The sequence below is a fragment of the Duganella rivi genome, assembly GCF_009857435.1.
Classification (GTDB): Bacteria; Pseudomonadota; Gammaproteobacteria; order Burkholderiales; family Burkholderiaceae_D; genus Rugamonas; species Rugamonas rivi.
Genome location: NZ_WWCK01000008.1, coordinates 120,613 through 146,018 on the forward strand (window position 1 = coordinate 120,613; position 25,406 = coordinate 146,018).

Sequence of the window (25,406 nt, forward strand, 5' to 3'; positions counted from 1 at the left end):
ACATGTCCTCAATGCGTACTCACTACTGCGGCCTCACCACTGAAGCGCTGCTTGGCCAAACCGTCAGCCTGTGCGGCTGGGTACATCGTCGCCGCGACCACGGCGGCGTGATCTTCATCGACCTGCGCGACCGCGAAGGCCTGGTGCAGATCGTTTGCAACCCGGAGCAGGCCGAGGTATTCAAGGCGGCTGAAGCCGTGCGTAATGAGTTCTGCCTGCGCGTGACCGGTGTGGTTAAAGACCGTCTGGCCGGCACCGTCAACGCCAACCTGAAATCGGGCAAGATCGAAGTGATCTGCTCGGAACTGGAAGTGCTGAACGCCTCCGTGGCCGTGCCGTTCCAGCTGGACGACGACAACCTGTCGGAAACCACCCGCCTGACCCACCGCGTGCTGGACCTGCGTCGTCCACAGATGCAAAACAACCTGCGCCTGCGTTACAAAGTGACGATGGAAGTGCGTAAGTACCTGGACGAACTGGGCTTCATCGACATCGAAACCCCGATGCTGACCAAGTCGACCCCGGAAGGCGCGCGCGACTACCTGGTGCCATCGCGTGTGAACGCCGGTAACTTCTTCGCGCTGCCGCAATCGCCACAGCTGTTCAAGCAGCTGCTGATGGTGGCGAACTTCGACCGCTACTACCAGATCACCAAGTGCTTCCGCGACGAAGACTTGCGCGCTGACCGCCAGCCGGAATTCACCCAGATCGACTGCGAAACCTCGTTCCTGAACGAACAAGAAATCCGCGACCTGTTCGAAGACATGATCCGCAAAACGTTCAAGAACACCATGGACGTTGACCTGCCTAACCCATTCCCGGTGATGGACTTCGCCGAAGCCATGGGCAGCTACGGTTCGGACAAGCCGGACATGCGCGTGAAACTGAAATTCACCGAACTGACCGAAGTCATGAAAGACGTCGACTTCAAAGTATTCTCTGGCGCTGCCAACATGCCTAACGGCCGTGTGGTAGGCCTGCGCGTACCGAAGGGCGCCGACATGCCGCGTTCGGAAATCGACGCCTACACCCAGTTCGTCGCCATCTACGGCGCCAAAGGCCTTGCTTACATCAAGGTCAACGAGAAGGCCAAAGGCCGTGACGGTCTGCAATCGCCGATCGTGAAAAACCTGCACGACGCCGCACTGGCCAAGGTGCTGGAGCTGACCGGCGCGGAAGACGGCGACCTGATCTTCTTCGGCGCGGACAAGGCCAAGGTAGTGAACGACGCCATCGGCGCGCTGCGCGTGAAGATCGGCCACTCGGAATTCGGCAAGGCCAACGGCCTGTTCGACGACGTCTGGTCGCCGCTGTGGGTGATCGACTTCCCGATGTTCGAATACGACGAAGAGTCGGATCGCTGGACTGCGACCCACCACCCGTTCACCGCGCCAAAAGACGGCCACGAAGACATGCTGGAAACCAATCCGGGCGCCTGCATTGCCAAGGCCTACGACATGGTGCTGAACGGCTGGGAACTGGGCGGCGGTTCGATCCGTATCCACCGCGAAGAAGTGCAGTCGAAAGTGTTCCGCGCGCTGAAGATCGACGCCGACGAAGCACGCCTGAAGTTCGGCTTCCTGCTGGACGCGCTGCAGTACGGCGCGCCTCCGCACGGCGGCCTGGCATTCGGTCTGGACCGTATCGTGACCCTGATGACCAAGTCCGATTCGATCCGCGACGTGATCGCCTTCCCGAAAACCCAGCGTGCACAAGATCTGCTGACCCACGCTCCTTCGGAAGTGGACGAGAAGCAGTTGAAAGAACTGCACATCCGTCTGCGCGCAGCCGAGCCAAAAGTGGCTGGCTAATTGATGGTGTAAAAGGGCGCTTCGGCGCCCTTTTTTTGTGCCTATGACGCCTTACAAGATTCCTGAATCAGTGCTGGTGGTGATCCACACGGCCGACCTGCAAGTGCTGCTGATCGAGCGCGCCGACAAGCCGGGCTTCTGGCAATCGGTGACCGGCTCGCTGGACGCGGCCGACGAACCGTTGCTGACCACCGCCACGCGCGAACTGTTCGAAGAAACCGGCATCGTCGCCGACGGCGAGAACATCGTGCTGCGCGACTGGCATCTCTCAAACATTTACACCATCTACCCAGTCTGGCGCCACCGCTACGCCCCCGGCGTAACGGAAAACACCGAGCACGTCTTCAGCGTCGAAGTCCCGCGCGACATCGCCATCACGCTGAGCCCACGCGAACACCTGAACCACGTCTGGCTGCCGCACCTGGAAGCCGCCGACAAATGCTTCTCCTCCTCCAACGCCGAAGCCATCCTCCAGCTTCCGAAGAAATTCGCTGGGCCAAAGAAATAGGCCAGAATCTAGTTGCCAACTTTTAGTAATTGCTATATTTTCACGTGATGCTTTAAGACCACATGTATTGCAACTAAAAAGACTAACTTTATGGAATTCGATAATAATTCGCTGATTGATGCTGCTCCTGAAAACAACTTTGAAGAACGTGCGGAGCGATTGTCTAAGGATGAGTTGACTCAGTGGACTGCGCAAAGTGAGTTTGATAGAAATATATTAGATAAAGTGAAAGGAAACGGAGTCAAGCTCCTGCTAGGGCCTCGAGGCTCAGGTAAGTCTACTTTGTTTCGGGTAGCGTACTTTGAGCTTTTGGCCCAAGAGAAATGCCTTCCGGTATATATTAATTATTCACAGTCATTGGCGCTTGAACCGCTATTTCATAATACGACTAATGCTACGAAAATTTTCAGACAATGGGTATTACATAAGGTAAGGGCGGCAGTCGGAGAGGCTCTAACTGAAAAGTATGTATCCGTTGATGATTTTAGTATTTCTGATTCATTGAGTGTAATTAGAGAGCTCGAGAAAGGAAATGCTCCGACCGAGGATATGCCAAGTATTGCCCCATCGGAATTGATCGAAGAGATTGAGGGTATTTTGAATGCGGGCGGACTTACTCGTGCCGTTTTGCTAATGGATGATGCTGCGCATGCATTTTCCGAGGAGCAGCAGCGTGAGTTTTTTGAGATATTTAGACAGCTCAAATCCCGTCGTATATCTGCTAAGGCTGCTGTTTACCCAGGTATCACTAGCTATTCGCACGGATTTAATGTTGGTCATGAAGCGGAAATTCTAGAAATTTGGTATCAGCCTACGCATGAGAATTATCTTCCATTTATGCGTGACATTGCTAATCGACGTTTGTCTGCTGAAATGAAATTGAAATTTGGGGATAATTACACTGATTATATTGACTTACTTGCACTAGCAGCCTTCGGACAACCGCGTGCTTTTTTAAATATGTTGTCTGATTGTCTGGATGCGAAGCGTACAGTATCAAGAAAAAATGTCCTAGACTCAATTGAAGAATGCGCTGCCTATGTTGATGGTGTTTTTTTGGCACTTGCAGATAAACTTCCGCGTTACTCAAGATTTATTGAGGAAGGTAAAAGTGTAAAATCAAACACGTTGTCTACTATAGCTTTTTACAATAGAAACAGGGACGGAAAATCAAAGACCACAACCATTGGTATTAAAGAACCTGTTCCTAGTTCACTTGATAAAATATTGCAGTTCTTCGAATATTCTGGTCTTTTTAGAAAAACAAAAAAACATTCTCGTGGCTCGCTAAGCTATGAGCGATATATGATTCACAATGCAGCGATAATTACATCAAATTCTCTTTCGTTAGGTCGATCGTTCTCAGTTAGAGATATTATCGACAGTCTACAGACTAATGATTCTCACATCTATGTACGAACGACTACCGAAAAAATTGTAGACGATGATTTTGCAAATCTTCGGCTTAATTTACCTCCTTGCGTGGCATGTGGTCATGAGAGAAGTGGGGAAAGCCAAAAATTTTGTGGTAATTGTGGAGCAAAGTTGAAGGATTCTTCTGTGTATATGGAACTGTTGCAGAAGCCGATTTCAGCTCTTCCACTGAGTGCCTCAAAATTAAAAGGAATCGATACAAAGACAAAGATAAAAACAATACAGGATCTTTTGCTGGATGAAAGTCAGTCGCTTTTGAAAGTCCCGCGGATTGGAAAGATTTGGGCGCGTCGTATTAAAACTATGGCCGAGGAGTTTATTAGTGTCTAAGCCTCCTCTGCCGCTGCCAAACGAACAGCCTAGTACATTGCAGATAAATATTACACAGTTTCTTCAATCTAAAGATTTTGAGGAGAAATCACCTTATAATGTCTTTTTGGAGGGGCAGAAGTTACTGATCGTAATCGCAAATCAAGACCCTACCGATGTCGCAAATATTCAACTTCTTACTTTAGGCCTTTCATCTTTAATTGAGCATTATTTTCGTTCGGTAATAAGTAAAGCATTATTGCTCTGTCCTCAATCGAAAGATGGGGCATTGCGCAATGCTCAAATTTCCCTGGCGGCTGCAAGTTATTATAAAAATGAAAATCTAGGTAGGGCGATTTTCGACAATGTTAATTTTTCAGATAGTAAGATCATCATGGAGCAAACTGATGATTTTCTCGGGATAAATTTGAAATCATCGTCGGATAATGTTAAGACAGCATTAAGTGACCTTCAGAAAATATTTATACTCAGGCATGCGGTAGTTCATGCTAACGGATTTTTAAGCCCTAAAAATTTAATGGAATTAAAATCGAATTATCAAACCATAACCGCTGTTTCAACGTCATATGCTTCTTTTGAAAACATGGTCGAGGTGGCTCTTAATTCCATTCAAACTTATAATTCTTTTATATTTTCATGTTTACTAAAGCGAGCATATCAAAAAGAATATATAAAATTTGATTCCGCAGAGGCCGATATTAAGGAATTCGAGAAATATTGGCTCTTGTTTCTTGGTGAAGATACGCCGGAAGCTGATGCAAGTATCTCTTCTAATTATCAAAAAGCGAAATTGCACTTTGCGAGTTAGTTTTCATGTAGTCACCGCTTCTTACAGGCGCAGCGATGAGATGCGAAGATTTTAGTGCAAGCAGAGTTGCATTGTTTTTACCATGATTTGACATGGAATTTTGCGTTGCTGAGCGTTTCTTAGATAACCCAGTTTGACGCAACTCAATCGGAGCATGGCGAACGCGGCCTAACATCAGGGTTCATTTCGACTCTGTGTGCCGCTTGCCATGCCTGTCATCTTGCGCTACAAAGGTTATGCGCTGTTTTTTTATTCCAGCGAGGGTTTTCCGCGCGAACCTATGCACATTCACGTCCGTGGCAACGGCGGTGACGCAAAGATCTGGTTGGAGCCGGAGATTATGGTGGCAAGCTCTGCCGCTATCCCGGCCAAAAAGCTGCGCGAGCTTATCAGCTTAGTGCGGGAGCAACGTGAGCTTTTTATTGAAGCTTGGAAGGGGTATTTCGATGAATAACGCTTTGGCATTGCGCTTGTCGTTCGACGATCAGACCATGTGGGTGCATCTTGTCGATGGGCGTACGCTGGGTGTGCCTCTGAGCTTTTTTCCTCGTCTCCAAAATGCGAATCCTGTACAGCGCTTGCAATATACTTTCAGCGGCAATGGCAAAGGCCTGCATTGGGATGCGCTCGATGAAGACATTAATGTTGAGCACTTGTTGATGGGGTATTGTGACACCACTAATGTGCGAAGCCGCACACCGGGAGGGGCGATCTCGGGAGTAAAATAGGGTTCATGAGACTCCGCGTTGCTACCTACAACATTCACAAGGGCGTTTCCGCCATCCGTGCCGAGCCGCGCGTGCTGGCGCTGAAGCAGGCTATCGGCATGTTTGATGCCGATGTGGTTTTTTTGCAAGAGGTGCAGGGCAAGCATGACCTCAAGGCCGCCAAGTATGGCGCCGAGCACCTCGGCCACAAGCATTGGCCCGCTGCAGCGCAGCATGAATTTTTTGCCGGCGAGTCGCGGCATTTGCACGCGGCTTACGGCATGAATGCGATCTACGATCACGGCCATCATGGCAACGCGCTGCTTAGCGCTTTCCCGATCGATAACCACGCTAATCATGATGTATCCGACCACGCGTATGAGCAGCGCGGGATTCTGCATTGTGTGCTCCGTACGCCGCAGGGGCCGGTGCATTGCTATGTGGTTCACCTTGGCTTGTTCGAGGGCAGCCGCAGGCGCCAGACGCAGGCCTTGATTTCGGCCGTGCGCGAGTCGGCGCCGAATGGCGAGCCGGTGGTGATTGCCGGCGATTTCAACGACTGGCGCAATACGCTCAGCGAGGAGCTGCGCAACGCGCTTGGCGTGGTGGAAGCCTTCGAAGAAATCGGCGGCAACTCGGCGCTGGATGACATCATGCGCAAGCTGCGCCGCAAGGCCGGCGTTGCCCCGGCCCGCACTTTCCCGGCCGGCCTGCCGTTCTTCCGTCTCGACCGCATTTACGTGCGCGGCTTCAAAGTGGAGACGGCAGAGGTAATGCATGGTAGTCTGTGGGCCAAGCTCTCAGACCACGCTCCCATCGTCGCCTCGCTGACGCTGGCTTGAGCACCGACTATGCGCCCAGTAAATTTTTTAGCCGATAACGAAGTCACGCTGCTGCACACCGGCACCGATTATTTCCCGGCGCTGATCAATGCTATCGACAACGCGCAGTACGAGGTGTATTTCGAAACCTACATCTTCGCCGGCGACGACACCGGCCAGAAGGTGCTGGCCGCGCTGATCAATGCCGCCCAGCGCGGCGTGCAGGTGCGCGTAATTACCGACTGGTGGGGCACCGGCCGTCGCCAAATCAACAGCATGCACCAGCAGTTCGCCGATGGCGGCGTCGAGCACCGCATGTTCAATCCCTGGTTCAAGCGCGGCATCACGCGCACCCATCGCAAGATTTGTGTGGTCGATCGCAAGGTGGCCTACGTCGGCGGCATCAATATCAACGACGATATGTTCTGCGATTACGATCACAGCAAGCCGCTGCCGGCGCCGCGCTGGGATTTCGCGGTGCAGGTGCGCGGGCCGCTGGTGGCCGATATCCAGCTGGAAGCGGTGACGCAGTGGCGCCGCCTCGGCAAGCTCAGCATCATTAAGCGGATCGGCCTGTACCGCGACATGCGCAAGGTGCAGAAGATCGCCGCCGAGCACGCCGTGCAAGCGGGCTTTGTGGTGCGCGATAATCTGCGCAATCGCCGCACCATCCAGCGCGCCTATTTGCAAGCACTGGGCCGCGCGCGCAAGACCGTGCTGCTGGCCAATCCTTACTTTGCACCGGGCCGCAAGTTCCGCCGCGCGCTGGCCGCCGCTGCCGAGCGCGGCGTTGAGGTGGTGCTGCTGATCGGCGTCGGCGAGATCTGGCTGCAGGACGCGGTCGCGCATTCCTTCTACCCCAAGCTGCTTGCAGCCGGCGTCAAAGTGGTGGAATATCACAAGACGCAATTGCACGCCAAGGTGGCGGTGATCGATGACGATTGGGCGACGGTCGGCTCCAGCAACGTGGACGGCCTGAGCCTGTTCCTCAACCAGGAAGCCAACGTGGTGATCAAGGACGCAGTGTTCGCGCAGAGCCTGCGCCGCCACATCGAGGAGGCGGTTGCCGACGGCAAGGTCATCACTTACGATGACTTCGAGCACGTCGGCCACGTGAAGCGCATCGGCTACGAGATCGCGTTCGTGTTTTACAAATTATTGATGCGGGTGTTCGCTGTGGAGAAATACGCGTGAGCGAAGGTGTACGACTGGATAAATGGCTGTGGGCAGCGCGCTTCTTTAAAACCCGTTCGCTGGCCACGGACGCGGTGGATCGCGGCAAGGTTACCGTCAATCGTGACCGCGTCAAGCCGGCGCGCACCGTCAAGATCGGCGATGTGCTGGAAATCGATAACGGCTCCGATCAATGGGAAGTGGACGTGATGGGCCTGTCCGATGTGCGCGCCGCGGCCCCGATTGCCCGCAATCTGTACGAAGAGACCGATGTCAGCGTTGCGCGCCGCGCTGCGGTCACGGAAAACCGCCGCCTGTTCCGCGAACCGAGCGCTGATTTCAAGGGCCGCCCGACCAAACGCGATCGCCGCTTGATAGGCAAACTCTAACTTAGTTTCCCTTCCGCATTGCTGCTATGCAGCAATAGAACGCCACCTCTAACGGTACTGTTTGACATTCACCTGTAAGTGGATAATAGTACGAGCGTTCGCAATTCTTTTCACACAGAGTAAATTTAACTGGAGCAGAATATTCCTTTCTCCTCTAATGACCTTTTACTCTGGGATGCAATCTTATTAATACCTCAACTAAATTTATGCGCAAAGGCGAGTTAACCCGCGCTGCAATCCTGGATGTGGCCCTCGATCTGGCCAGCCGCGATGGTCTGGAAGGTCTGACCATAGGATTGCTCGCGGATAAGATGAACATGAGCAAATCCGGCGTGTTCGCGCACTTCGGATCGCGTGAAGATTTGCAGTTGGAAGTACTGAAGCTGTATCACCACCGTTTCGAGCAGGAAGTGTTCTTCCCTAGCGTCAAAGAGCCGCGCGGCATTCAACGCCTCAAGGCCATGTTTGCGCGCTGGGTCAAGCGGGTCAGCGTGGAAGTGGCCTCGGGCTGCATCTACATCAGCGGCGCCGTGGAATACGACGACCGTCCCGGCCCGATCCGCGAAGAGCTGATGGCCATGGTCGGCGCGTGGCAAGGCGCACTGCTGCGCTGCGTGAAGCAGTCGGTCGAATGCGGCGATCTCAAAGCCGATACCGACCCGCAGCAGCTGGTGTACGAGATGTACGGCCTGATCCTCGCCCTGCACCACGATGCGCGCTTCCTGCGCATCCCAGGCAGCCTGGAGCGGGCCGGCAAGGGCTTTGAGCGCTTGATCGAAACGTATCGCAATCCGCAATCGCCGGCAGCGGTGGTCGCACAACTCAGTTAAGTTGCATTAATTAATTCAAACATTCAAAAGTAGTCATCAGGAGAAAATCATGGGTCAATACGTCGCGCCAATCCGGGATATGCAATTCGTTCTGCACGAGCTGTTGAAAGTGGAAGACGAACTGAAGGCGCTGCCGAAGCACGCGGAAATCGATGCCGACATCATCAATCAGGTGTTGGAAGAGGGCGGCAAGTTCACCTCGGAAGTGCTGTTCCCGCTGAACCACTCGGGCGACCGCGAAGGCTGCAAACACGACGCCGCCACCAGCACCGTGACCACTCCTAAAGGCTTCAAAGAAGCTTACAAGCAATACGTCGAAGGCGGCTGGGCTGCGCTGGCGTGCGATCCAGAATACGGCGGCCAAGGCCTGCCAGTGGTGATGAATAACTCGTTCTACGAGATGCTGAACTCGGCCAACCAGGCGTGGACCATGTACCCAGGCCTGTCGCACGGCGCCTACGAGTGCCTGAAAGAACACGGCACCGACGAACAGAAAAAACTGTACCTGCCGAAGCTGGTATCGGGCGAGTGGACTGGCACCATGTGCCTGACCGAGCCGCACTGCGGCACCGACCTGGGCATGCTGCGCTCGAAAGCCGTGCCACAGGCCGACGGCTCGTGGCTGATCACCGGCAACAAGATCTTCATCTCGGCCGGCGAACACGACATGTCGGAAAACATCCTGCACCTGGTGCTGGCACGCGTGCCTGACGCGCCGGAAGGCTCGAAAGGCATCTCGCTGTTCCTGGTGCCTAAATACCTGCCGAAAGAAGACGGCTCGATCGGCGAACGCAATCCAATCTTCTGCGGCGCCATCGAAGAAAAAATGGGCATCCACGGCAACTCGACCTGCCAGATGAACCTGGACGGCGCCAAGGGCTGGATTATCGGCCAGCCGAACAAAGGCCTGAACGCGATGTTCGTGTTCATGAACGCCGCCCGTCTGGGCGTTGGCATGCAGTCGCTGGGTCTGACAGAAGTCGCTTACCAGAACGCGCTGATCTACGCTAAAGACCGTATCCAGATGCGCTCGCTGACCGGCCCTAAAGCACCGGACAAGCCAGCCGACCCGATCATCGTTCACCCGGACGTACGCCGCATGCTGTTGACCGGCAAAGCCTACGCTGAAGGCGCGCGCGCATTCACCTCGTACGTCGCGCTGCAGATCGACCGCGAACTGAACCACCCGGACGAAGATGTGCGTAAAGAAGCCGCCGACGAAGTCGCGCTGCTGACCCCGATCATCAAGGCCTTCATCACCGACAACGCATGGATTGCCACCTCGGAAGCAATGCAAGTGTACGGCGGCCACGGCTACATCAGCGAGTGGGGCATGGAGCAGTACGTGCGCGACGCCCGTATCAACCTGATCTACGAAGGCACCAACACCGTGCAGTCGCTCGATTTGCTGGGTCGTAAGATCCTGGGCGACAACGGCGCCAAGCTGCGTAAATTCGGCGAGAAGATCAAGTCCTACGTGGAAGAGAACGGCCTGGACGAAAAAATGTCCGAGTTCATCACCCCGCTGGGCGACCTGGGCGACAAGGTCACCAAGCTGACCATGGAAATCGGCATGAAAGCTTTCCAGAACGCCGACGAAGTGGGCGCTGCCGCCGTGCCGTACCTGCGCGTTGTGGGCCACCTGGTGTACTCGTACTTCTTCGCTCGCATGGCACAGATCGCCCTGGAAAAAGAAGACAGCGGCGACACCTTCTACAAATCGAAACTGGCTACCGCGCGCTTCTACTTCGCCCGTCTGCAACCAGAAACCGCAACCCTGATCCGTCAGGCACGCTCGGGCTCCGCCAACCTGATGGCACTCGACGCCGACCTGTTCTAAGCAACCAGAGGAAACGACATGACCAATTTCATCGTTAAAAAAGTAGCCGTGCTGGGCGCCGGCGTAATGGGCGCGCAGATTGCGGCCCACTGCGTCAACGCCAAAGTGCCTGTGGTGCTGTTCGACCTGCCAGGTAAGGAAGGCACGCCTAAGAATGGCATCGTGCTGAAAGCCATCGAGAACCTGAAAAAACTGTCGCCTGCACCACTGGGCAACAAAGAACACGCAGCGCTGATCGAAGTCGCCAACTACGAAGACGACCTGGCCAAGCTGGCCGAGTGCGACCTGATCATCGAAGCCATCGCCGAGCGCATGGACTGGAAACACGACCTGTACAAAAAGGTCGCTCCACACATTTCGCCAAACGCGATCTTCGCCTCGAACACCTCGGGTCTGTCGATCACCAAGCTGTCGGAAGGCTTCGACGCGGATCTGAAATCGCGCTACTGCGGCGTACACTTCTTCAACCCACCGCGCTACATGCACCTGGTTGAAATCATCCCGACCGAGTTCACCAAGCCAGAAATCAGCGACCAGCTGGAAGGCTTCCTGACCTCGACCCTGGGCAAAGGCGTAGTCCGCGCCAAGGACACCCCGAACTTCATCGCTAACCGCGTTGGCGTGTTCGGCATCCTGGCCATCGTGCACGAAGCTGAAAAATTCGGCCTGTCGGTAGACGTGGTCGACGATCTGACCGGCGCCAAGCTGGGCCGCGCCAAGTCGGGTACCTTCCGTACCGCCGACGTGGTCGGCCTGGACACCATGGGTCACGTGATCAAGACCATGCAAGACTACCTGCCGAACGATCCGTTCGCAGCCGTCTACAAAACCCCTGCGGTGCTGGCCAAGCTGGTAGAGAAGGGCGCGCTGGGCCAGAAGACCGGCGCCGGCTTCTACAAAAAAGTAGGCAAGGAAATCCAGCGCCTGGACTTCGCTACCGGTGAATACGTCGCCGGCGGCGCCAAGGCAGCCGACATCGTGGCCCGCATCCTGAAAGAAAAGGATCCGGTCAAGAAGATGAAGGCCATGCGCGAATCGACCAACCCACAGGCGCAGTTCCTGTGGGCGATCTTCCGCGACGCTTTCCACTATATCGCCGTGCACCTCGACACCATCGCCGACAACGCGCGCGATGTTGACTTCGCCATGCGCTGGGGCTTCGGCTGGAACGTCGGCCCGTTCGAAACCTGGCAGGCATCCGGCTGGACTCAAGTGGCCCAGTGGGTGAAAGAAGACATCGACGCTGGCCACGCACTGTGCTCGGCACCGCTGCCGGCGTGGGTATTCGAAGGCCCGGTCGCTGAAAAAGGCGGCGTCCACACCCCTGAAGGTTCGTGGTCGGCTGTATCGAAATCGTTCGTGCCACGTTCGGAACTGGCCGTGTACAAGCGCCAGGAATTCCGCGCCCCAGTACTGGGCTCGGGCGAAGTGGACGGCCGCAAAGCCGGCACCACCGTGCACGAAGACGACGACGTGCGCATCTGGCACTCGGGCGACGACGTCCTGGTGATCTCGCTGAAGACCAAGATGCACGTGATCAGCCCAGGCGTGATCGCCGGCTTCCGTAAAGCACTGGCCGAAGCTGAGAAAAACTTCAAAGGCCTGGTGATCTGGAGCGCGGACGCAGCCGAAGGCGGCGCCTTCTCGGCCGGCGCCGACCTGCAATCGGCACTGCCAGCCTTCATGGCCGGCGGCGCCAAAGCAGTCGACCCGATCATCCGCGAACTGCAAGACACCTTCATGGCACTGAAGTACTCGAACGTGCCGGTGGTGGCTGCTGTTGCTGGCCTGGCGCTGGGCGGCGGCTGCGAAATGGCCCTGCACGCATCGAAGCGCGTAGCGTCGATCGAGTCCTACATCGGTCTGGTAGAAGTGGGCGTGGGCCTGATCCCTGCCGGCGGCGGCCTGAAAGAAGCGGCACAGCGTGCTTACAAAGAATCGAAGGGTAACGACATCCTGCAATTCCTGAAAACCGGCTTCACCAACGCGGCTACCGCGAACGTGTCGAAATCGGCCCTGGAAGCGCAAGCGATGGGTTACCTGAAAGAAGACGACGTGATCGTGTTCAACCCATACGAACTGCTGCACGTGGCTAAGGTTGAAGCGCGCGCCATGTTCGACCGCGGCTACCGCGCGCCACTGAAAGCACCAGTGCAAGTGACCGGCCGCTACGGCTGGGCCACCATCAAGGCGCAACTGGTCAATATGCGCGACGGCGGTTTCATCTCCGCACACGACTTCAAACTGGGCGACATGATCGCGCAGATCGTCAGCGGTGGTGATATCGACCAGGGTTCGTTCGTGAGCGAGCAGTGGCTGCTGGACATGGAGCGTAAAGCCTTCCTGGAGCTGCTGAACCATCCGAAAACCCAGGAACGCATCATGGGCATGCTGCAAACCGGTAAGCCAGTCCGCAACTAAGGAATAAGACAATGAGCAAACAAGTTCAAGACGCATACATCGTCGCCGCGACCCGCACCCCGATCGGTAAAGCACCGCGCGGCATGTTCAACAAAACCCGCCCGGACGACCTGCTGGTGCGCGTGATTCAATCGGCACTGGCACAGGCGCCTGGCCTGGATCCAGCGCTGATCACCGACGCCATCATCGGCTGCTCGTTCCCTGAAGCGGAACAGGGCTTCAACATCGCCCGTCAATCGGTACTGCTGGCAGGCCTGCCACGCACCGTCGGCGGCGTGACCATCAACCGCTACTGCGCATCGGGCATTACCGCGCTGGCCATGGCTGCTGACCGCATCCGCGTGGGCGAAGCCGACGTGATGCTGGCAGGCGGCGTCGAGTCGATGTCGATGGTGCCGATGATGGGCATCAAGCCGTCGATGAACATGAACATGTTCACCGACGACAACGTCGGCATGGCCTACGGCATGGGCCTGACCGCTGAGAAAGTGGCCGAGCAGTGGAAAGTGTCGCGCGAAGACCAGGATGCGTTCTCGGTTGAATCGCACCGCCGCGCGATCGCTGCACAGCAAGCTGGTTTCTTCAAGGACGAAACCACGCCAGTCGAGATCATCACCCGCACGCCAGACTTGGCCACCGGCGAGATCAAAGTAAAAACCCGCACCGTCGACACCGACGAAGGCGCGCGTCCAGAAACCTCGATGGAAACCCTGGGCAAGCTGAAGCCAGTGTTCGCCGCCAAAGGTTCGGTCACCGCAGGTAACAGCTCGCAGATGTCGGACGGCGCTGGCGCGCTGCTGGTTGTTTCGGAAAAGATCCTGAAACAACACAACCTGACTCCGCTGGCCAAGTTCTCGTCGTTCGCTGTGAAAGGCGTGCCACCAGAAATCATGGGTATCGGTCCTAAGTTCGCAATTCCAGATGCTTGCAAAGCTGCCGGCATCACCCAGGACCAGCTGGACTGGATCGAACTGAACGAAGCGTTTGCAGCGCAGGCGCTGGCCGTGGTGCGCGATCTGGGCCTGGACCCAGCCAAGGTCAACCCAATGGGCGGCGCAATCGCTCTGGGCCACCCGCTGGGCGCAACCGGTGCGATCCGCGCTGCGACCGTGGTGCACGCACTGCGCCGCAACAACCTGAAGTACGGCATGGTCACCATGTGCGTCGGCGCAGGTATGGGCGCAGCAGGCATCATCGAGCGCGTGTAATCACGACATCGCGATAAAAAAGGGCGCTGCGGCGCCCTTTCATTTTGGAGACACAAATGGATATTCTGAGCAGCATTAACGACGGCATCCTGACCCTGGAATTCAACCGTCCAGAACGCAAGAACGCGATCACCGCGGAGATGTACCAGCTGATGGCCGACGCCCTCAACGACGCCGAAGGCAACGCCGATGTACGCGCCATCCTGATCGTTGGCAAGCCGGAGATTTTCACCGCCGGTAACGACCTGGAAGACTTCATGAAAAACGCCCCATCGAGCGGCGCGATTGAAGACCGTTCGGTGTACAAATACATGATGGCCCTGAGTGGCTCGACCAAGCCTATCGTGGCGGCGGTCTCGGGCAACGCGGTCGGCATCGGCACTACGCTGCTGATGCACTGCGACCTGGTGTACGCAGCCGACAACGCCAAGTTCTCAATGCCGTTCGTGCAGCTGGGCTTGTGTCCTGAGTTTGGTTCCAGCCTGCTGCTGACCCAAATCGCCGGCTACCCGCGTGCAGCGGAAAAGCTGATGCTGGGTGAAGCGTTTGGCGCGCAAGAAGCGCTGGAGATGGGCCTGGTATCGAAAGTACTGCCAGTGGACGAACTGCGCGCCTTTGCAGAAGGCCAGGCCGCCAAACTGGTCGCCTTGCCAGCGAGCTCGATCCGCGTGACGAAAGAACTGATGAAAGCCGCCCGCAAAGCAACAGTGAGCGAAGCCATCGCCGCCGAAAACATCCACTTCGGAAAAATGCTCTCCTCCCCAGAAGCCCGCGAAGCCTTCATGGCCTTCTTCCAGAAGCGCAAGCCGGACTTCAAGCAGTTCTCGTAATCCTCAGTGAGGCAGGTAGCGCAGGGCAGCGATAATCAGGCTGCTTTGCGCTATCAAGCTTGCGACGAACCATTTCAGCATCTCAGCCTTAAGTCCCGCGATGTCAGCCCTGAGTCCCGCAATTTCGCCCGTGACTCCTGCTATTTGTTCTTTGATATAAAGCGCTACCCACTCTTTTAGTCTCACTTCGAGTTCCTTCAAGTCATCTTTGGTGGCGACTTGGCCCATCACCTCGGTCAATATCTGTGCGTGCACCTCCGCCTGCTCGCGCGGTACGCCGACCGCTTCAAGCCGTTTGCAATAACCGAGGGTGTCAAGTGAGTTCATTCGTTCAGTATGTGCTTTTCCTCGGCGATTGCAAGAGCGGCGCTATGAGCTGCGTCAATAACTAAATCTGAGACTCTGCCCAGACCAGATTCCATAGGTGGCCGTCGAGGTCTTCGAAGCCTTGGTCGTACATGAAGCCGTGGTCTTCGGGCGGGTGGGGGATGCGGGCGCCGGCGGCGGTGGCTTTGGCGATCAGGCTGTCGACTTCTGCGCGGCTTTCGCAGCTCAGGCAGATGATGACTTCGTTGGCTGCTTTGGCGTTCACTACCGGCTTGTTGATCAGGGAGTTGAAGAACGCTTCGGTCATCAGCATGGCGCGGATGTCGTTGCCGACGATTTCCATGAACGCCGCCTGGTCGTTGCTGAATTTGTCGCTGAAGGTGAAGCCCAGCGCGGTAAAGAAAGCCTTGGATTTTTCCAGGTCTTTGACCGGCAGGTTGAAGATGATCTGTTTGTGCATGACGCCTCCTCGGTTGAAAAGATAGGTATTACTATCTCACGACGAGCGGAGGCACACGACATCGACAAGCTTATTTCGAAGATTTTCGTTGCGACAAAATGAATTGCTCAAGATCCTTGCTGGCGTGCTCGATGTGTCGTTTCAGCAGGGCCGCTGCACTGCGCACATCGCCAGTCCGGCATAGCTGCACCAACTCTTCATGTTCCTGCTGCGCCTGGCGAATGCTGTCAGCGCTCAAGGACAACTGCATGCGCGTATAGCGATCGGTCTGCTGCAACAGCGTGGCCACGATCGCCGCCGTGCGCGGCTGTTCCGCGCGCGACAGCAGTACCTCGTGCAGGCGCGTGTTGAGCTCGCCCCAGCGGGTGGTGTGCTGGGCGTGCAGTTCCACCTTGTATTCGGCCAGGATGGCGTCGAGCTCGGCGTAGTCTTCGGCAGTCAGGCGCGGCGCGGATTTCTTCAACAGCACCGGCTCCAGCAAGCTGCGCAGCATGAACAGCTCGCTGATTTCTTCGATCGACAGGCCAGACACCACCGCGCCTTTGTGCGGGACGATTTTCACCAGTCCTTCGCCTTCCAGCTGCACCAGCGCTTCGCGCACCGGAATCCGGCTGATGCCGAACTCGGCCGCGAGCGCATCTTGCCGCAGCGAGACGCCTTCCGGCAACTCGCCCGACATGATCTTGCGGCGCAGGGCGTCCGCCGCCTGCTCCGCTACGGTGGTGACGGCAAATCCCTTCACGCCGACACTTCTTTCGACCAGCTGGCGTACCAGGTGCGGAACAGCGCGTATTGCGTTTCAGCGTAGCGGCGCTGGCTGGCGCTCAGTTCGTCGGTCTCGTTGAAGTGCAGGGTGTATTCCTTGTCGCCGTTCAGCACCATCAGGTACTTGTAGAACAGCACCAGGTCGGTGCCTTCGTCGAACGAGGACAGCACCAGCAGCGCGGCTTCCAGCTGGCGCGCCTGGCGGCGCGCCACCGCATCGCCGGCCGCCGCCTTGCGCGACAGCGCCACCAACTGCAGCACTTCGCGCGGCAGCGCATTGCCGATGCCGGTGATGGCGCCGGTCGCGCCGCAGTTGACGAAGCCATGGAACACCTGGGTATCCACGCCCACCATCAGGGTGACGTCGTTGTCCTGGCTGGTGATGTGTTCGGCTGCGTAGCGCAGGTCGGCGGCGCCGCCGAATTCCTTGAAACCGATCAGGTTAGGGTGCTTGGCGCGCAGTTCGAAGAACAGGTCGGCGCGTGTGGCGAAGCCGTAGTACGGGCTGTTGTAGATTACGGCCGGCAGTTTCGGCGCCGCTTCCAGCACGGCCGAGAAGTGGGCTTTCTGCGCCGCCGGCGACGAGCCGCGCGACAGTACCCGTGGAATCACCATCAAGCCGTGCGCGCCGACCTTGGCCGCGTGCGCCGCGTGCGATACCGCTTCCTTCGAGTTGACCGCGCCGGTGCCGACGATGGTCGGCACGCCGGCCGCGACCAGGCGGGCCACGCCTTCCTGGCGCTGTGCTTCGGTCAGCAGCGGCCAGTCGCCCATCGAGCCGCAATACACCACGGCGCTCATGCCGGCATCGATCAGTTCACGGCCTTTTTTGACCAGCGCGTCGAAGTCGGGCGTGCGGTCGGCTTTGCAAGGCGTCATCAGGGCCGGGATGGTGCCAGTGAAAATATTGTCGCTCATGGTGTTTCCTTCAGGCTGCGTTAGAGGGGTGCAGGCATCATACCTATTTTGGATATTTTATACAATCTGAAGTTTCGCTGGTTCCATTTCGCGTTACTGGGGTGATTGTTTTTGTTGTAATATTGACAGAATTTATTCCGCAAAAGCTTACGCATGCCTCTCTCTCATCCTGTTGTTCGCTCCCTCCGCGCCGGACTGTTGTTATTGGCAGTTGTTGGGTTGACCAGTCTTTATCTTGATCGCGTGTGGAGTGGCTCGGTTGACTTGGCCCACCATTACGCGCTGGTGGTGCGCTTAATGGAACATGGCCACGCGGCGTTTTCGTTTGATCCCAGCCTCAACGAGATGAACGTGTACCCGCGCCTCGCCCACCACGTGGCGGCGGGCATCGGCCGCTGGCTGGAGTCGCCTTTCATGGGCGTGCAGGTGCTGGCGGTGCTGAGCGTGGCGGCAGTGTGGGCTGCCCTGGCGTGGCTGCTGACCAGTTTGCCGCTGCGCGTCGCCGCCAAGGCGGTCGTGGTGCTGGCGGGCTTGCTGGCGCTGAACCGCTGGAGCATCCACATGCCGCTGCACGGCGATGAGGTGATAAATAATTTCTTCCTGCCGCAGTTGCTGGGCCAAGTGCTGTGCGTGGCGATCATGCTGCTCAGCCTCGAGTTGGAAAAGCGCGCCGTGGCGGCATGGCTGCGCTATGGCTTGCTGGCGCCGGCGATTTATTGGATGACCGGCTTGCACCTGCTGCCCGCGCTGACCCTGTTGCTGATGATGGGCGGCTTGATCGCGCTGGATTTACTGCAGCAGTGGCGCCGGCGGGATCCCAGCATCACGGTCAGCGCTGCGGTGGGCGTGGCTTGCTGGCTGGCGGCGCTCGGCGCCCTGATCAGCCATCCGGCGTTTGCCGCGATGCGCGAGATCAGCAAGGCCAACGGCTACTTGCCACTGCCCTACCTGGATAACGTGCCGGCATTGATGGGCTACAGCGTGGTGATCGTGCTGGTTTCGGTCGCGCTGCTGTTTTACTGGGCGCGCTTGCAGCAGGCGGTCGACTACCTGGCGTTGAAGTGGATCGGCTTGTATGGACTGGCCATCGCTGCAGGCTGCCTCGCGCAGGGCGTGGCGCTGTGGCTGGGCATGGGCTCGGACTACGCGATCCGCAAGTACGTGTACGCGCTCGATACCGCGCTGCTGCTGGAACTGGCACTGCTGCCGGCCTTGCTGTGGCGGCGCAAGGCTGCTGCTGCGCCGCAGGGCAAGCCGTGGGCGCTGGCGCAGTGCGTGCTGCCGGCGTTGCTGATGGTGCTGGCCTGCGCCGCCGTGGTGCCCGACCGCCAGGGTATGCATGCCCGCGACATCGTGGCACTGGAGCGCGCGGTAACGGCGCTGCGCGATCGCAGCCCAGCCATTAGCGGCAAGTCCGATTACGCTACAGGCTTGCCTGACGCTTCCGGCGTGATCGAGTACATGTTCTCCATCGGCCTGTTGCACGTGTCGCGCATGGATGATCCGAATTCCGTGAGCCTGCTCCACCAGCGCGACATCAATAGCTGGCACCGCGCCGGCCGCGTGATCGTGTCCGCGCACAGTTATTACGACCAGGCGCCGGCCTGCCGCCTCGGCGCGCCGCTGGGCGGGCTGGTGGCGCTGGACGCCGCCTGCGCCGGGCGGCACGTGGTGGTCGGCCGCCGCATTGAATTCTCCGGCATCGACCAGCGCGACCGCTGTATCCTCAGCGGCTTCAGCGTGCGCGAGCGCGACGGCACGTGGACCGATGCCGGGCAAGCCATCCTGCGCTGCCCGCGCGTGCCGGTCAGCGGCAAGGCGCCGGGCCATGTCGAGCTGACCGCCGCCGCCTTCCGTGGCGACCTCCGTCCGCAGCAGGTGCAATTGTCCGCCGATGGCCTGCCGCAGCAGCAGGCCGTGTATCGCAGCGGCGGTTACGAAAAAGTATTGCTGCCGCTGCGCGCCGACGCGTCGCCGGAAGTGGTGATCGTGTTGAATTTGCCGGACGCCGCCTCGCCCAAGCAACTGGGCTTGGGACAGGATGGGCGCCGGCTCGGCCTGTTCGTGCAATCCATCGAGTACAAGGAATAAATCATGCGCCGTGGCCTTCCATTGCTGGCGCTGGCGCATGCTGCTGGCCTGCGCCTGCCATGCCGCGCTGCTCCAGCAGCACCGACACGCCCAGCACCGCGATGCCGCCAACGGCCAGCAAGGCGCCCACCGGGCCGGTCGATTGCAAGCTCATGCCGTGCGCAATCGCCAGCCCACCGCACCACGCTCCGGCTGCATTGGCGCAGTTGAAGGCGGAGTGGTTGAGCGCCGCCGCCACGGTTTGCGCATCGCCTGCAACGTCCATCAGGCGCGTTTGCACCGCCGGGCACACGGCAATGCCGCAGCCGATGGCAAACAGGTTGAGCGCCACCGTCCACACGTTGGCGCTCGAATAATAAAACGCCGACAGCGCCAGCGCATTCCACACCAGCGCGCCGAAGATGGTCCACAGGCGCGAGCGGTCGGCAAACCAGCCGCCCACCAGATTCCCCACCGTCATGCCGACGCCCATCATGGCCAGCAGCACCGGCAGCGCGGCCGGCGACACCTTGGTCACTTCCAGCAAGGTTGGCGTGACGTAGGTGTAGACCGCGAACAAGCCGCCGAAACCGACCGACACCATCAGCAGCGTCACCCACACTTGCAGGCGGCGGAACACGCCCAGTTCGCGGCGCGGGCTGGCGTTGCCGGCGGCGATGAACGGCACGTAGCGGCTCACCATCAGCGCGGTGGTCACACCCAGCAGGCCGACCACGAGGAAGGTCGAGCGCCAGCCGAAGCCTTGGCTCAGCCAGGTCGCCAGCGGCACGCCGAACACGTTGGCAATGGTCAGCCCCAGCAGCACCCGCGATACCGCCTGCGCGCGCTTCTCCGGCACCGCCATGGCCGCTGCCACCAGCGCCGCCACGCCAAAGTAAGCGCCGTGCGGAATGCCGGCGATGAAGCGGGCCAAGATCAGCGCGCCGTAGCCGGGCGCTGCAGCACTGAGCAGGTTGCCGGCCGCGTACAGCGACATCAGCATGATCAGCATGGCGCGGCGCGGCATGCGCGCGAGGAAGATGGTAATCAGCGGCGCGCCAAACACCACGCCCAGCGCGTAGGCGCTGATCATGTGGCCCATGTCGGGCAGGCTGGTGTGCAGGTCGCTGGCCACCACGGGCAGGATGCTCATCGAGGCGAATTCGCCGGTGCCGATGGCCAGGCCGCCGATCGCCAAGGCCAGGTTGGCGAGGCCGGCGCCGCGCGGCGCAATGATGAGGGGAGTGTCGGAAATCTGTTCGTGCTGCATGGGGAGAGGCGCAAAACTGCGGGCAAAAAGGGTCAACCTTAGCACGTTTGGCCCGGCCCTGCAGGCGGCCGGCCGCTACGGTTCGCCGTAGCGGCTGCGTATCGCGCCCAGTACGCCTTGCTGTTCCAGCCGCGCGATGGCGGTGTTGATGCGGTCGAGGTCGGCCTGCGTGGTGCTGGTTTTGTTGAGCATCAGATGCACCGGCGCGCGCAGCGCCACCAGCGGCACCGGGCTGATGGCGACGCCCTGCGTTTTCGCTTCATGGCGCAGCGCCAGGCTGTCGCCCATGATCAGGTCGGCCCGGCCCGCATCGAGCATGCGCAAGCCCTGCTGGAAGCTGAGGAAAGTGCTGAGCTTGCCGGTGGCGGCCAGCGTCGGCTGCACCCGCGCGTAGGCGGCACCGTACCAGCCGACCTTGGGCGCGAGCAGCGCCACTTTATCGCCCAGCAGCGCGTCGAAGCTGGTGATGTGCTGCAAGTGCCGGCTGGCGCTGCTGCGTGCAAACACGCCCACCGTCTCATGGCGGTAAGCGATGCTGAAGCGCGCATAGCGGCGCCGCTCGGCAGTGTTGGAGGCGGACAGCGGCAGGTCCAGCTTGCCCTGCTCAAACAGGCGCTGGCGCCGCGCAGTCGGCAGTTCGGGCTGCACGTCCAGCTTGCAGCCGGCTTCCTTGAGGATGGCTTGCGCCAGATCCCAGTCCAGCCCGGTCGGGGCGGCATTGGGCGGACTGTACAAATAGGGCGGCCATTGTTCCAGCGCCATGCTGAGTTCACACGCGGGAGCCTGCGCGGCCACGCCCAGCAGCGCGATGGCGGCAATCACGTAACGCGCTTGCATGCTGCAACCCTTTCTTGTCCGATGGCTACAATTTGCCAGACTGGGCGCGAATGTCAAGCGTGCGGCGCGGCGGCATCAGTTGTCATAAAGAGTTGCAAATTTCGTAAATAGTGCACTAAAATAGCTTCAAGGAAACTTTTTATCGTGCCGGGAGCCGCATGAACCTGATTTACAAGAATGAAACAACGCTGTTCGGCATCATGCTGGCTGTATCGCTGCTGATCTGGGCGGCGCTGGTGATCGGCACGGTGGGCATGGCGCTGTTGTACCTGCTGCTGTTTTTTATCAGCTACTGCTTCGCGCAATCGGCGCTGGTGTCCTACCTGAAGGGCACGGCGGTGCAGATTACGCCGGCGCAGTTCCCCGACCTGCACCAGCGCATTGAAGCGTGTTGCCAGCGCCTCGCGCTGGACGAAGTGCCGGAAGCCTACCTGCTGCAAATGGGCGGCGCCTTCAACGCCTTTGCCACCCGCTTCCTTGGCAACAATTTCATCGTGCTGTACTCGGACGTGGTGGACGCGCTGGAAGACCGGCCGGACGCCATCAACTTCTACATCGGCCACGAGATCGGCCACATCAAGCGCAACCACCTGCGCTGGTCGGCGCTGCTGGCGCCAGCGGCGGTGCTGCCGCTGCTGGGGGCGGCCTATGCGCGCGCCCGCGAGTACACCTGCGACCGTCACGGCTTCCACGCCTGCGACGATTTGAAAAGCGCGCAAGTGGGGCTGGCGGCGCTGGCGGCCGGCGGCAAGCGCTGGCGCCAGCTCAGCGTTAGCAACTACACGGCGCAGGCGCAGCAGAGCAATGGCTTCTGGATGTCGTTCCACGAGCTGGTCGGCGATTACCCGTGGCTGGTCAAGCGCATGGCGGTGGTGCGCGGGCTGGCGCAGGGTAACGAGGTGGTGGCGCCGGGCCGCCACGGCCTGGCTTACCTGCTGGCGCTGTTCGTGCCGCGCTTGGGCGTCGGCGGCGCTGGTTCGGTGCTGGCGCTGATGGCCTTGATCGGCGTGCTGGCGGCGGTGGCGGTGCCGGCCTACAGCGATTACACGGCCAAGGCGCGCATGGCGCAAGCGGTGGTGGTCGGGCATGACGCCACGGCGGCGGTCGAGCGGTATTTCTACGCCAACGGCCGCGGCCCGGAAACCTTGGAGCAGGCCGGCTACGCCATGGCCGATCCCAACCACGCGGTGCAAGACATCACGGTCGATCCCGGCAACGGCATGGTGCGGGTGTTCCCGTCCGACCTGAACTACCGTGGCAAGGCTATTGCGTTCACGCCGCGCGTGGACGAGAATAAGCGCGTCGTCTGGCAATGCGCCAGCGAGGACATCCCGTCGCGCGTGTTGCCGGCGGAGTGCGTCCACTAACCAGGAGCGCCGTTGACTTCCCCGCTGGAACTTGCCGCCAATGCCGTCATGGCCGTTTCCATCGTGCTGTCGGGCCGCAATAGCATTCATTCGTGGTGGCTGGGCATTCTCGGCTGCGCCATGTTTGCCGCGCTGTTCTACAGCGTCAACCTGTACGCCGACGTGGCGCTGCAACTGTTCTTCATCGTCACTTGCGTGATCGGCTGGCTGCAATGGCTGCGCGGCGCCGGCGGGGCGCCGTTGCCGATCTCGCGGGCGCGCCTGCGCACGCTGTGGTGGATGGCCGGCATCGGCCTGTTAGCTACCGCTGGTTACGGCTTGATGCTGCAAATCTACACCAACGCCTACGCGCCGTTCATCGATTCCTCGGTGCTGATGTTTTCCATCGTGGCGCAATTGCTGCTGATGGGACGACGGCTCGAGACATGGCCGTTCTGGCTGCTGGTCAACACCATCTCGGTGCCGCTGTACGCCAGCCGCGGCCTGTACCTGACGGCGGTGCTGTACGCCGGCTACTGGATCAACGCGCTGGCCTCGTGGTACTTCTGGCGCCGGCAAATGCAGGCGCAGGCCGCCGCCTAGGGTTTTTTGTGGATCGCCTGCCGGTAGGCGGTGGGCGTGACGCCCATGCGCTCGCGGAAGGCGGTGGCAAAGTTGCCGGCGTTGTTAAAGCCGATCAGCAGGGCGATGTCCTGCACGTCGATATCGGTGTCCTTCAATAATTCCTCGCCGCGGCGGATGCGTTCCTCGCGGATGAAGCCGAACACCGTCATGCCGGTTTGCTCGCGGAATACCTGCGACAGCTTCTCGCGGTAGGTGCCGACGCTGCGGGCGATCTCGGCCAGTCCGGGCAGCGCCGCCAGGTTGTCGCTGATCAGCCGCTTGACGGCGTTGACCAGCACCGCGTCCGGGTCGCTCTCGGCTTCCATGTGTTCTTCATCCTCGGCCTCGGTCGGCGGCGCTTGCTGCTGGCGCTTGGCCAAATTCAGATGCACCTGGATGCGCGCCGCCAGCTCGCCCGGCGAGAACGGCTTGGAGACGTAATCGACGCCGCCGATCGACAGGCCGAGGATGCGGTCGTCGTCGGCATCGGCGCCGCTCAGGAAAATCACCGGGATGTCCTGCGTCACCGGGTTGGCCTTGAGCAGGCGGCAGGCGGTGTAGCCGTCCATATTCGGCATGCGCACGTCAAGCAGGATCAGGTCAGGGCGATTAGCGAGCGCTAGTTGGTAACCCTGCAGGCCATTGAAAGCCACCGAGACCTTGTACGGCATCTCGCTTAGCAAATCGGCCAGCATGCGCTGCTCAAACGCGGAGTCGTCCACGATGAGAATCTTAGAACGACTGCTTTCAAGGGTGGTCGGCATGGCGCCCCCGGCAATTTAATTGATAAAGTTTTATCACGGCCTGTTGCGTATTATGCCTATCTTTTAAATATTTTTGATAGTTTTCTACGCTTGCAAAATAGTTGTCGCTTCCGCCAAAAGCATAATTTTTTTAGATCATTAATAATGGAATCGAGTGTTGAGCGAAAGCAATGTTGGGGGCTGGATGACAGGCGTACGCGCACGAATCTTAGGGCTGATGACCGCAATCGGGCTGGCGTGGCCGGCCGTTGCCGCCAATTTGCAAATCTCGCCGGTGATGATCAACCTGCGCGCCGGCCAGGGGGCCACCGGCATCAATATGCAGAACCTGGGCGAGGCCCCGGTGTACGGCCAAGTCCGGGTCTACCAGTGGGAGCAGAAGGAGGGGGACGACGTGCTGACCCCCACCCAGGACGTGGTAGCCAGCCCGCCGATTATCCAGATCGAACCGAAGAGCAGCCAGATGATACGGCTGGTAAGGCGCAGTGACCAACTGCCGGTTAGCGAGCTGTGCTACCGCATCCTGATCGACGAGATACCGAAGGGCGACAGCGGCCCCGTCAGCGGCGTCGACATCCGCTTGCGCTACTCGGTGCCGCTGTTTGTGCTGCCGGCCGACGACCGCGCGGCGCCGTCGCTGGCGTGGGCGGTGTACAAAAAAGATGGTTTTTGGATGTTGCGAGTCCGCAACAGCGGCACCCAGCGCGCACAGATCGGCGCGCTGGAACTGAGCAACGGCGCCGGCCAGCAGTTTGTGATTGCGCCGGGCTTGTTCGGTTACGTGCTGGCAGGGAGGCTGCGCGAATGGCGCTTGCCCACGTCTGGCGACGCCGATCTGAACGGGACGTTGGCGGTGAAAGCCACGATCAATACCCGGCCTTTCAGCGCCAGTACAGTCGCTAAGGTGGACTAGCC

25 protein-coding genes are annotated in these 25,406 nt (G+C 59.1%); 18 read left to right on the forward strand and 7 right to left on the reverse strand.

Features of this window, described 5'->3' with window-relative positions; all coding sequences use genetic code 11:
* Positions 1–11: 11 nt before the first annotated feature.
* The 14 genes from aspS (at position 12) to GTP45_RS25635 (ending at position 15,110) form a co-directional block, all read left to right on the forward strand.
* Complete coding sequence (aspS, locus tag GTP45_RS25570) at positions 12–1,811, forward strand: aspartate--tRNA ligase (protein WP_174821678.1); 1,800 nt, start codon at positions 12–14, stop codon at positions 1,809–1,811.
* A 43-nt stretch (positions 1,812–1,854) separates the two neighbouring features.
* Positions 1,855–2,319, forward strand: a complete 465-nt coding sequence (gene nudB, locus GTP45_RS25575) for a dihydroneopterin triphosphate diphosphatase (protein WP_161016821.1) — start codon at positions 1,855–1,857, stop codon at positions 2,317–2,319.
* A gap of 90 nt (positions 2,320–2,409) precedes the next feature.
* Positions 2,410–4,083 carry a zinc ribbon domain-containing protein gene (locus GTP45_RS25580; RefSeq protein ID WP_161016652.1) on the forward strand — a complete coding sequence of 558 codons (1,674 nt, stop codon included), beginning with the start codon at positions 2,410–2,412 and terminating at the stop codon, positions 4,081–4,083.
* Positions 4,076–4,891, forward strand: coding sequence for a hypothetical protein (locus GTP45_RS25585; RefSeq protein WP_161016653.1), 816 nt, complete (start codon positions 4,076–4,078; stop codon positions 4,889–4,891). Before GTP45_RS25580 ends, GTP45_RS25585 begins: the two co-directional genes overlap by 8 nt.
* A gap of 208 nt (positions 4,892–5,099) precedes the next feature.
* Positions 5,100–5,345, forward strand: coding sequence for a DUF4160 domain-containing protein (locus GTP45_RS25590; RefSeq protein ID WP_161016654.1), 246 nt, complete (start codon positions 5,100–5,102; stop codon positions 5,343–5,345).
* Positions 5,338–5,619 (forward strand): DUF2442 domain-containing protein, encoded by a 282-nt coding sequence (locus GTP45_RS25595; RefSeq protein ID WP_161016655.1) that lies wholly within the window; start codon positions 5,338–5,340, stop codon positions 5,617–5,619. The genes GTP45_RS25590 and GTP45_RS25595 overlap by 8 nt, the downstream gene beginning before the upstream one ends.
* Positions 5,620–5,624: 5 nt before the next feature.
* The gene (locus GTP45_RS25600; protein ID WP_161016656.1) at positions 5,625–6,440 is read left to right on the forward strand and encodes an endonuclease/exonuclease/phosphatase family protein; all 816 of its coding nucleotides are present in this window, start codon (positions 5,625–5,627) and stop codon (positions 6,438–6,440) included.
* Between the two features lie 9 nt (positions 6,441–6,449).
* Positions 6,450–7,613 carry a cardiolipin synthase ClsB gene (gene clsB / locus GTP45_RS25605; RefSeq protein WP_161016657.1) on the forward strand — a complete coding sequence of 388 codons (1,164 nt, stop codon included), beginning with the start codon at positions 6,450–6,452 and terminating at the stop codon, positions 7,611–7,613.
* A complete protein-coding gene (locus GTP45_RS25610) occupies positions 7,610–7,981 on the forward strand; it encodes an RNA-binding S4 domain-containing protein (protein ID WP_161016658.1) in 372 nt (123 codons plus the stop codon). The genes clsB and GTP45_RS25610 overlap by 4 nt, the downstream gene beginning before the upstream one ends.
* Positions 7,982–8,187: 206 nt before the next feature.
* On the forward strand, positions 8,188–8,811 hold the full coding sequence (locus GTP45_RS25615; RefSeq protein WP_161016659.1) for a TetR/AcrR family transcriptional regulator: 624 nt from the start codon (positions 8,188–8,190) through the stop codon (positions 8,809–8,811).
* Between the two features lie 49 nt (positions 8,812–8,860).
* Entirely contained in the window at positions 8,861–10,651 is a 1,791-nt protein-coding gene (locus GTP45_RS25620; RefSeq protein ID WP_161016660.1) for an acyl-CoA dehydrogenase C-terminal domain-containing protein, read from the forward strand.
* An 18-nt stretch (positions 10,652–10,669) separates the two neighbouring features.
* Positions 10,670–13,072: a 3-hydroxyacyl-CoA dehydrogenase/enoyl-CoA hydratase family protein gene (locus tag GTP45_RS25625; protein ID WP_161016661.1), complete on the forward strand. Its 2,403-nt coding sequence runs from the start codon at positions 10,670–10,672 to the stop codon at positions 13,070–13,072.
* A gap of 11 nt (positions 13,073–13,083) precedes the next feature.
* Entirely contained in the window at positions 13,084–14,280 is a 1,197-nt protein-coding gene (locus GTP45_RS25630; RefSeq protein WP_161016662.1) for an acetyl-CoA C-acyltransferase, read from the forward strand.
* Positions 14,281–14,336: 56 nt separating this feature from the next.
* Positions 14,337–15,110: an enoyl-CoA hydratase gene (locus GTP45_RS25635; protein ID WP_161016663.1), complete on the forward strand. Its 774-nt coding sequence runs from the start codon at positions 14,337–14,339 to the stop codon at positions 15,108–15,110.
* A 3-nt stretch (positions 15,111–15,113) separates the two neighbouring features.
* On the opposite strand, the gene GTP45_RS25640 is transcribed toward GTP45_RS25635, so the two are convergent.
* The 4 genes from GTP45_RS25640 to GTP45_RS25655 all read right to left on the reverse strand — a co-directional run bounded on the left by GTP45_RS25640 (position 15,114) and on the right by GTP45_RS25655 (position 17,580).
* A complete protein-coding gene (locus tag GTP45_RS25640) occupies positions 15,114–15,437 on the reverse strand; it encodes a CCDC90 family protein (RefSeq protein WP_161016664.1) in 324 nt (107 codons plus the stop codon).
* Between the two features lie 61 nt (positions 15,438–15,498).
* Positions 15,499–15,897 (reverse strand): VOC family protein, encoded by a 399-nt coding sequence (locus tag GTP45_RS25645; RefSeq protein WP_161016665.1) that lies wholly within the window; start codon positions 15,895–15,897, stop codon positions 15,499–15,501.
* A gap of 70 nt (positions 15,898–15,967) precedes the next feature.
* Positions 15,968–16,639, reverse strand: a complete 672-nt coding sequence (locus tag GTP45_RS25650) for a GntR family transcriptional regulator (protein ID WP_371874522.1) — start codon at positions 16,637–16,639, stop codon at positions 15,968–15,970.
* Positions 16,636–17,580, reverse strand: a complete 945-nt coding sequence (locus GTP45_RS25655) for a dihydrodipicolinate synthase family protein (protein ID WP_161016666.1) — start codon at positions 17,578–17,580, stop codon at positions 16,636–16,638. The genes GTP45_RS25650 and GTP45_RS25655 overlap by 4 nt, the downstream gene beginning before the upstream one ends.
* A 219-nt stretch (positions 17,581–17,799) precedes the next feature.
* Between GTP45_RS25655 and GTP45_RS25660 the strand changes: the two genes are divergently transcribed.
* Entirely contained in the window at positions 17,800–19,671 is a 1,872-nt protein-coding gene (locus GTP45_RS25660; RefSeq protein ID WP_161016667.1) for a hypothetical protein, read from the forward strand.
* Between the two features lies 1 nt (position 19,672).
* Here GTP45_RS25660 and GTP45_RS25665 read toward each other — a convergent pair whose 3' ends face one another.
* Together GTP45_RS25665 and GTP45_RS25670 are read right to left on the reverse strand one after the other, a co-directional pair.
* A complete protein-coding gene (locus GTP45_RS25665) occupies positions 19,673–20,920 on the reverse strand; it encodes an MFS transporter (protein ID WP_161016668.1) in 1,248 nt (415 codons plus the stop codon).
* 75 nt (positions 20,921–20,995) lie between these two features.
* On the reverse strand, positions 20,996–21,757 hold the full coding sequence (locus GTP45_RS25670) for a substrate-binding periplasmic protein (RefSeq protein WP_161016669.1): 762 nt from the start codon (positions 21,755–21,757) through the stop codon (positions 20,996–20,998).
* A 158-nt stretch (positions 21,758–21,915) separates the two neighbouring features.
* Between GTP45_RS25670 and GTP45_RS25675 the strand changes: the two genes are divergently transcribed.
* Positions 21,916–23,124 (forward strand): M48 family metalloprotease, encoded by a 1,209-nt coding sequence (locus GTP45_RS25675; RefSeq protein WP_161016670.1) that lies wholly within the window; start codon positions 21,916–21,918, stop codon positions 23,122–23,124.
* Between the two features lie 12 nt (positions 23,125–23,136).
* Entirely contained in the window at positions 23,137–23,706 is a 570-nt protein-coding gene (gene pnuC / locus GTP45_RS25680) for a nicotinamide riboside transporter PnuC (protein WP_161016671.1), read from the forward strand.
* On the opposite strand, the gene GTP45_RS25685 is transcribed toward pnuC, so the two are convergent.
* Entirely contained in the window at positions 23,703–24,491 is a 789-nt protein-coding gene (locus tag GTP45_RS25685; protein WP_161016672.1) for a response regulator transcription factor, read from the reverse strand. The two genes, pnuC and GTP45_RS25685, sit on opposite strands and share 4 nt — an antisense overlap.
* Before the next feature lie 217 nt (positions 24,492–24,708).
* Between GTP45_RS25685 and GTP45_RS25690 the strand changes: the two genes are divergently transcribed.
* The gene (locus GTP45_RS25690; RefSeq protein WP_229258640.1) at positions 24,709–25,404 is read left to right on the forward strand and encodes a fimbrial biogenesis chaperone; all 696 of its coding nucleotides are present in this window, start codon (positions 24,709–24,711) and stop codon (positions 25,402–25,404) included.
* Positions 25,405–25,406 lie beyond the last annotated feature (2 nt).

What these genes read in the sequence shown, in the direction of transcription:
- GTP45_RS25595 (WP_161016655.1), top strand. Translation starts at nt 5,338, where the DNA reads ATGAATAACGCTTTGGCATTGCGCTTGTCGTTCGACGATCAGACCATG.
- GTP45_RS25600 (WP_161016656.1), top strand. Translation starts at nt 5,625, where the DNA reads ATGAGACTCCGCGTTGCTACCTACAACATTCACAAGGGCGTTTCCGCC.
- GTP45_RS25635 (WP_161016663.1), top strand. Translation starts at nt 14,337, where the DNA reads ATGGATATTCTGAGCAGCATTAACGACGGCATCCTGACCCTGGAATTC.
- GTP45_RS25625 (WP_161016661.1), top strand. Translation starts at nt 10,670, where the DNA reads ATGACCAATTTCATCGTTAAAAAAGTAGCCGTGCTGGGCGCCGGCGTA.
- GTP45_RS25665 (WP_161016668.1), bottom strand. Translation starts at nt 20,920, where the DNA reads ATGCAGCACGAACAGATTTCCGACACTCCCCTCATCATTGCGCCGCGC.
- GTP45_RS25580 (WP_161016652.1), top strand. Translation starts at nt 2,410, where the DNA reads ATGGAATTCGATAATAATTCGCTGATTGATGCTGCTCCTGAAAACAAC.
- GTP45_RS25655 (WP_161016666.1), bottom strand. Translation starts at nt 17,580, where the DNA reads ATGAGCGACAATATTTTCACTGGCACCATCCCGGCCCTGATGACGCCT.
- GTP45_RS25675 (WP_161016670.1), top strand. Translation starts at nt 21,916, where the DNA reads ATGAACCTGATTTACAAGAATGAAACAACGCTGTTCGGCATCATGCTG.
- GTP45_RS25670 (WP_161016669.1), bottom strand. Translation starts at nt 21,757, where the DNA reads ATGCAAGCGCGTTACGTGATTGCCGCCATCGCGCTGCTGGGCGTGGCC.
- GTP45_RS25690 (WP_229258640.1), top strand. Translation starts at nt 24,709, where the DNA reads ATGACCGCAATCGGGCTGGCGTGGCCGGCCGTTGCCGCCAATTTGCAA.
- GTP45_RS25630 (WP_161016662.1), top strand. Translation starts at nt 13,084, where the DNA reads ATGAGCAAACAAGTTCAAGACGCATACATCGTCGCCGCGACCCGCACC.
- nudB (WP_161016821.1), top strand. Translation starts at nt 1,855, where the DNA reads ATGACGCCTTACAAGATTCCTGAATCAGTGCTGGTGGTGATCCACACG.
- aspS (WP_174821678.1), top strand. Translation starts at nt 12, where the DNA reads ATGCGTACTCACTACTGCGGCCTCACCACTGAAGCGCTGCTTGGCCAA.
- GTP45_RS25620 (WP_161016660.1), top strand. Translation starts at nt 8,861, where the DNA reads ATGGGTCAATACGTCGCGCCAATCCGGGATATGCAATTCGTTCTGCAC.
- GTP45_RS25640 (WP_161016664.1), bottom strand. Translation starts at nt 15,437, where the DNA reads ATGAACTCACTTGACACCCTCGGTTATTGCAAACGGCTTGAAGCGGTC.
- GTP45_RS25615 (WP_161016659.1), top strand. Translation starts at nt 8,188, where the DNA reads ATGCGCAAAGGCGAGTTAACCCGCGCTGCAATCCTGGATGTGGCCCTC.
- GTP45_RS25590 (WP_161016654.1), top strand. Translation starts at nt 5,100, where the DNA reads ATGCCTGTCATCTTGCGCTACAAAGGTTATGCGCTGTTTTTTTATTCC.
- GTP45_RS25645 (WP_161016665.1), bottom strand. Translation starts at nt 15,897, where the DNA reads ATGCACAAACAGATCATCTTCAACCTGCCGGTCAAAGACCTGGAAAAA.
- GTP45_RS25685 (WP_161016672.1), bottom strand. Translation starts at nt 24,491, where the DNA reads ATGCCGACCACCCTTGAAAGCAGTCGTTCTAAGATTCTCATCGTGGAC.
- clsB (WP_161016657.1), top strand. Translation starts at nt 6,450, where the DNA reads ATGCGCCCAGTAAATTTTTTAGCCGATAACGAAGTCACGCTGCTGCAC.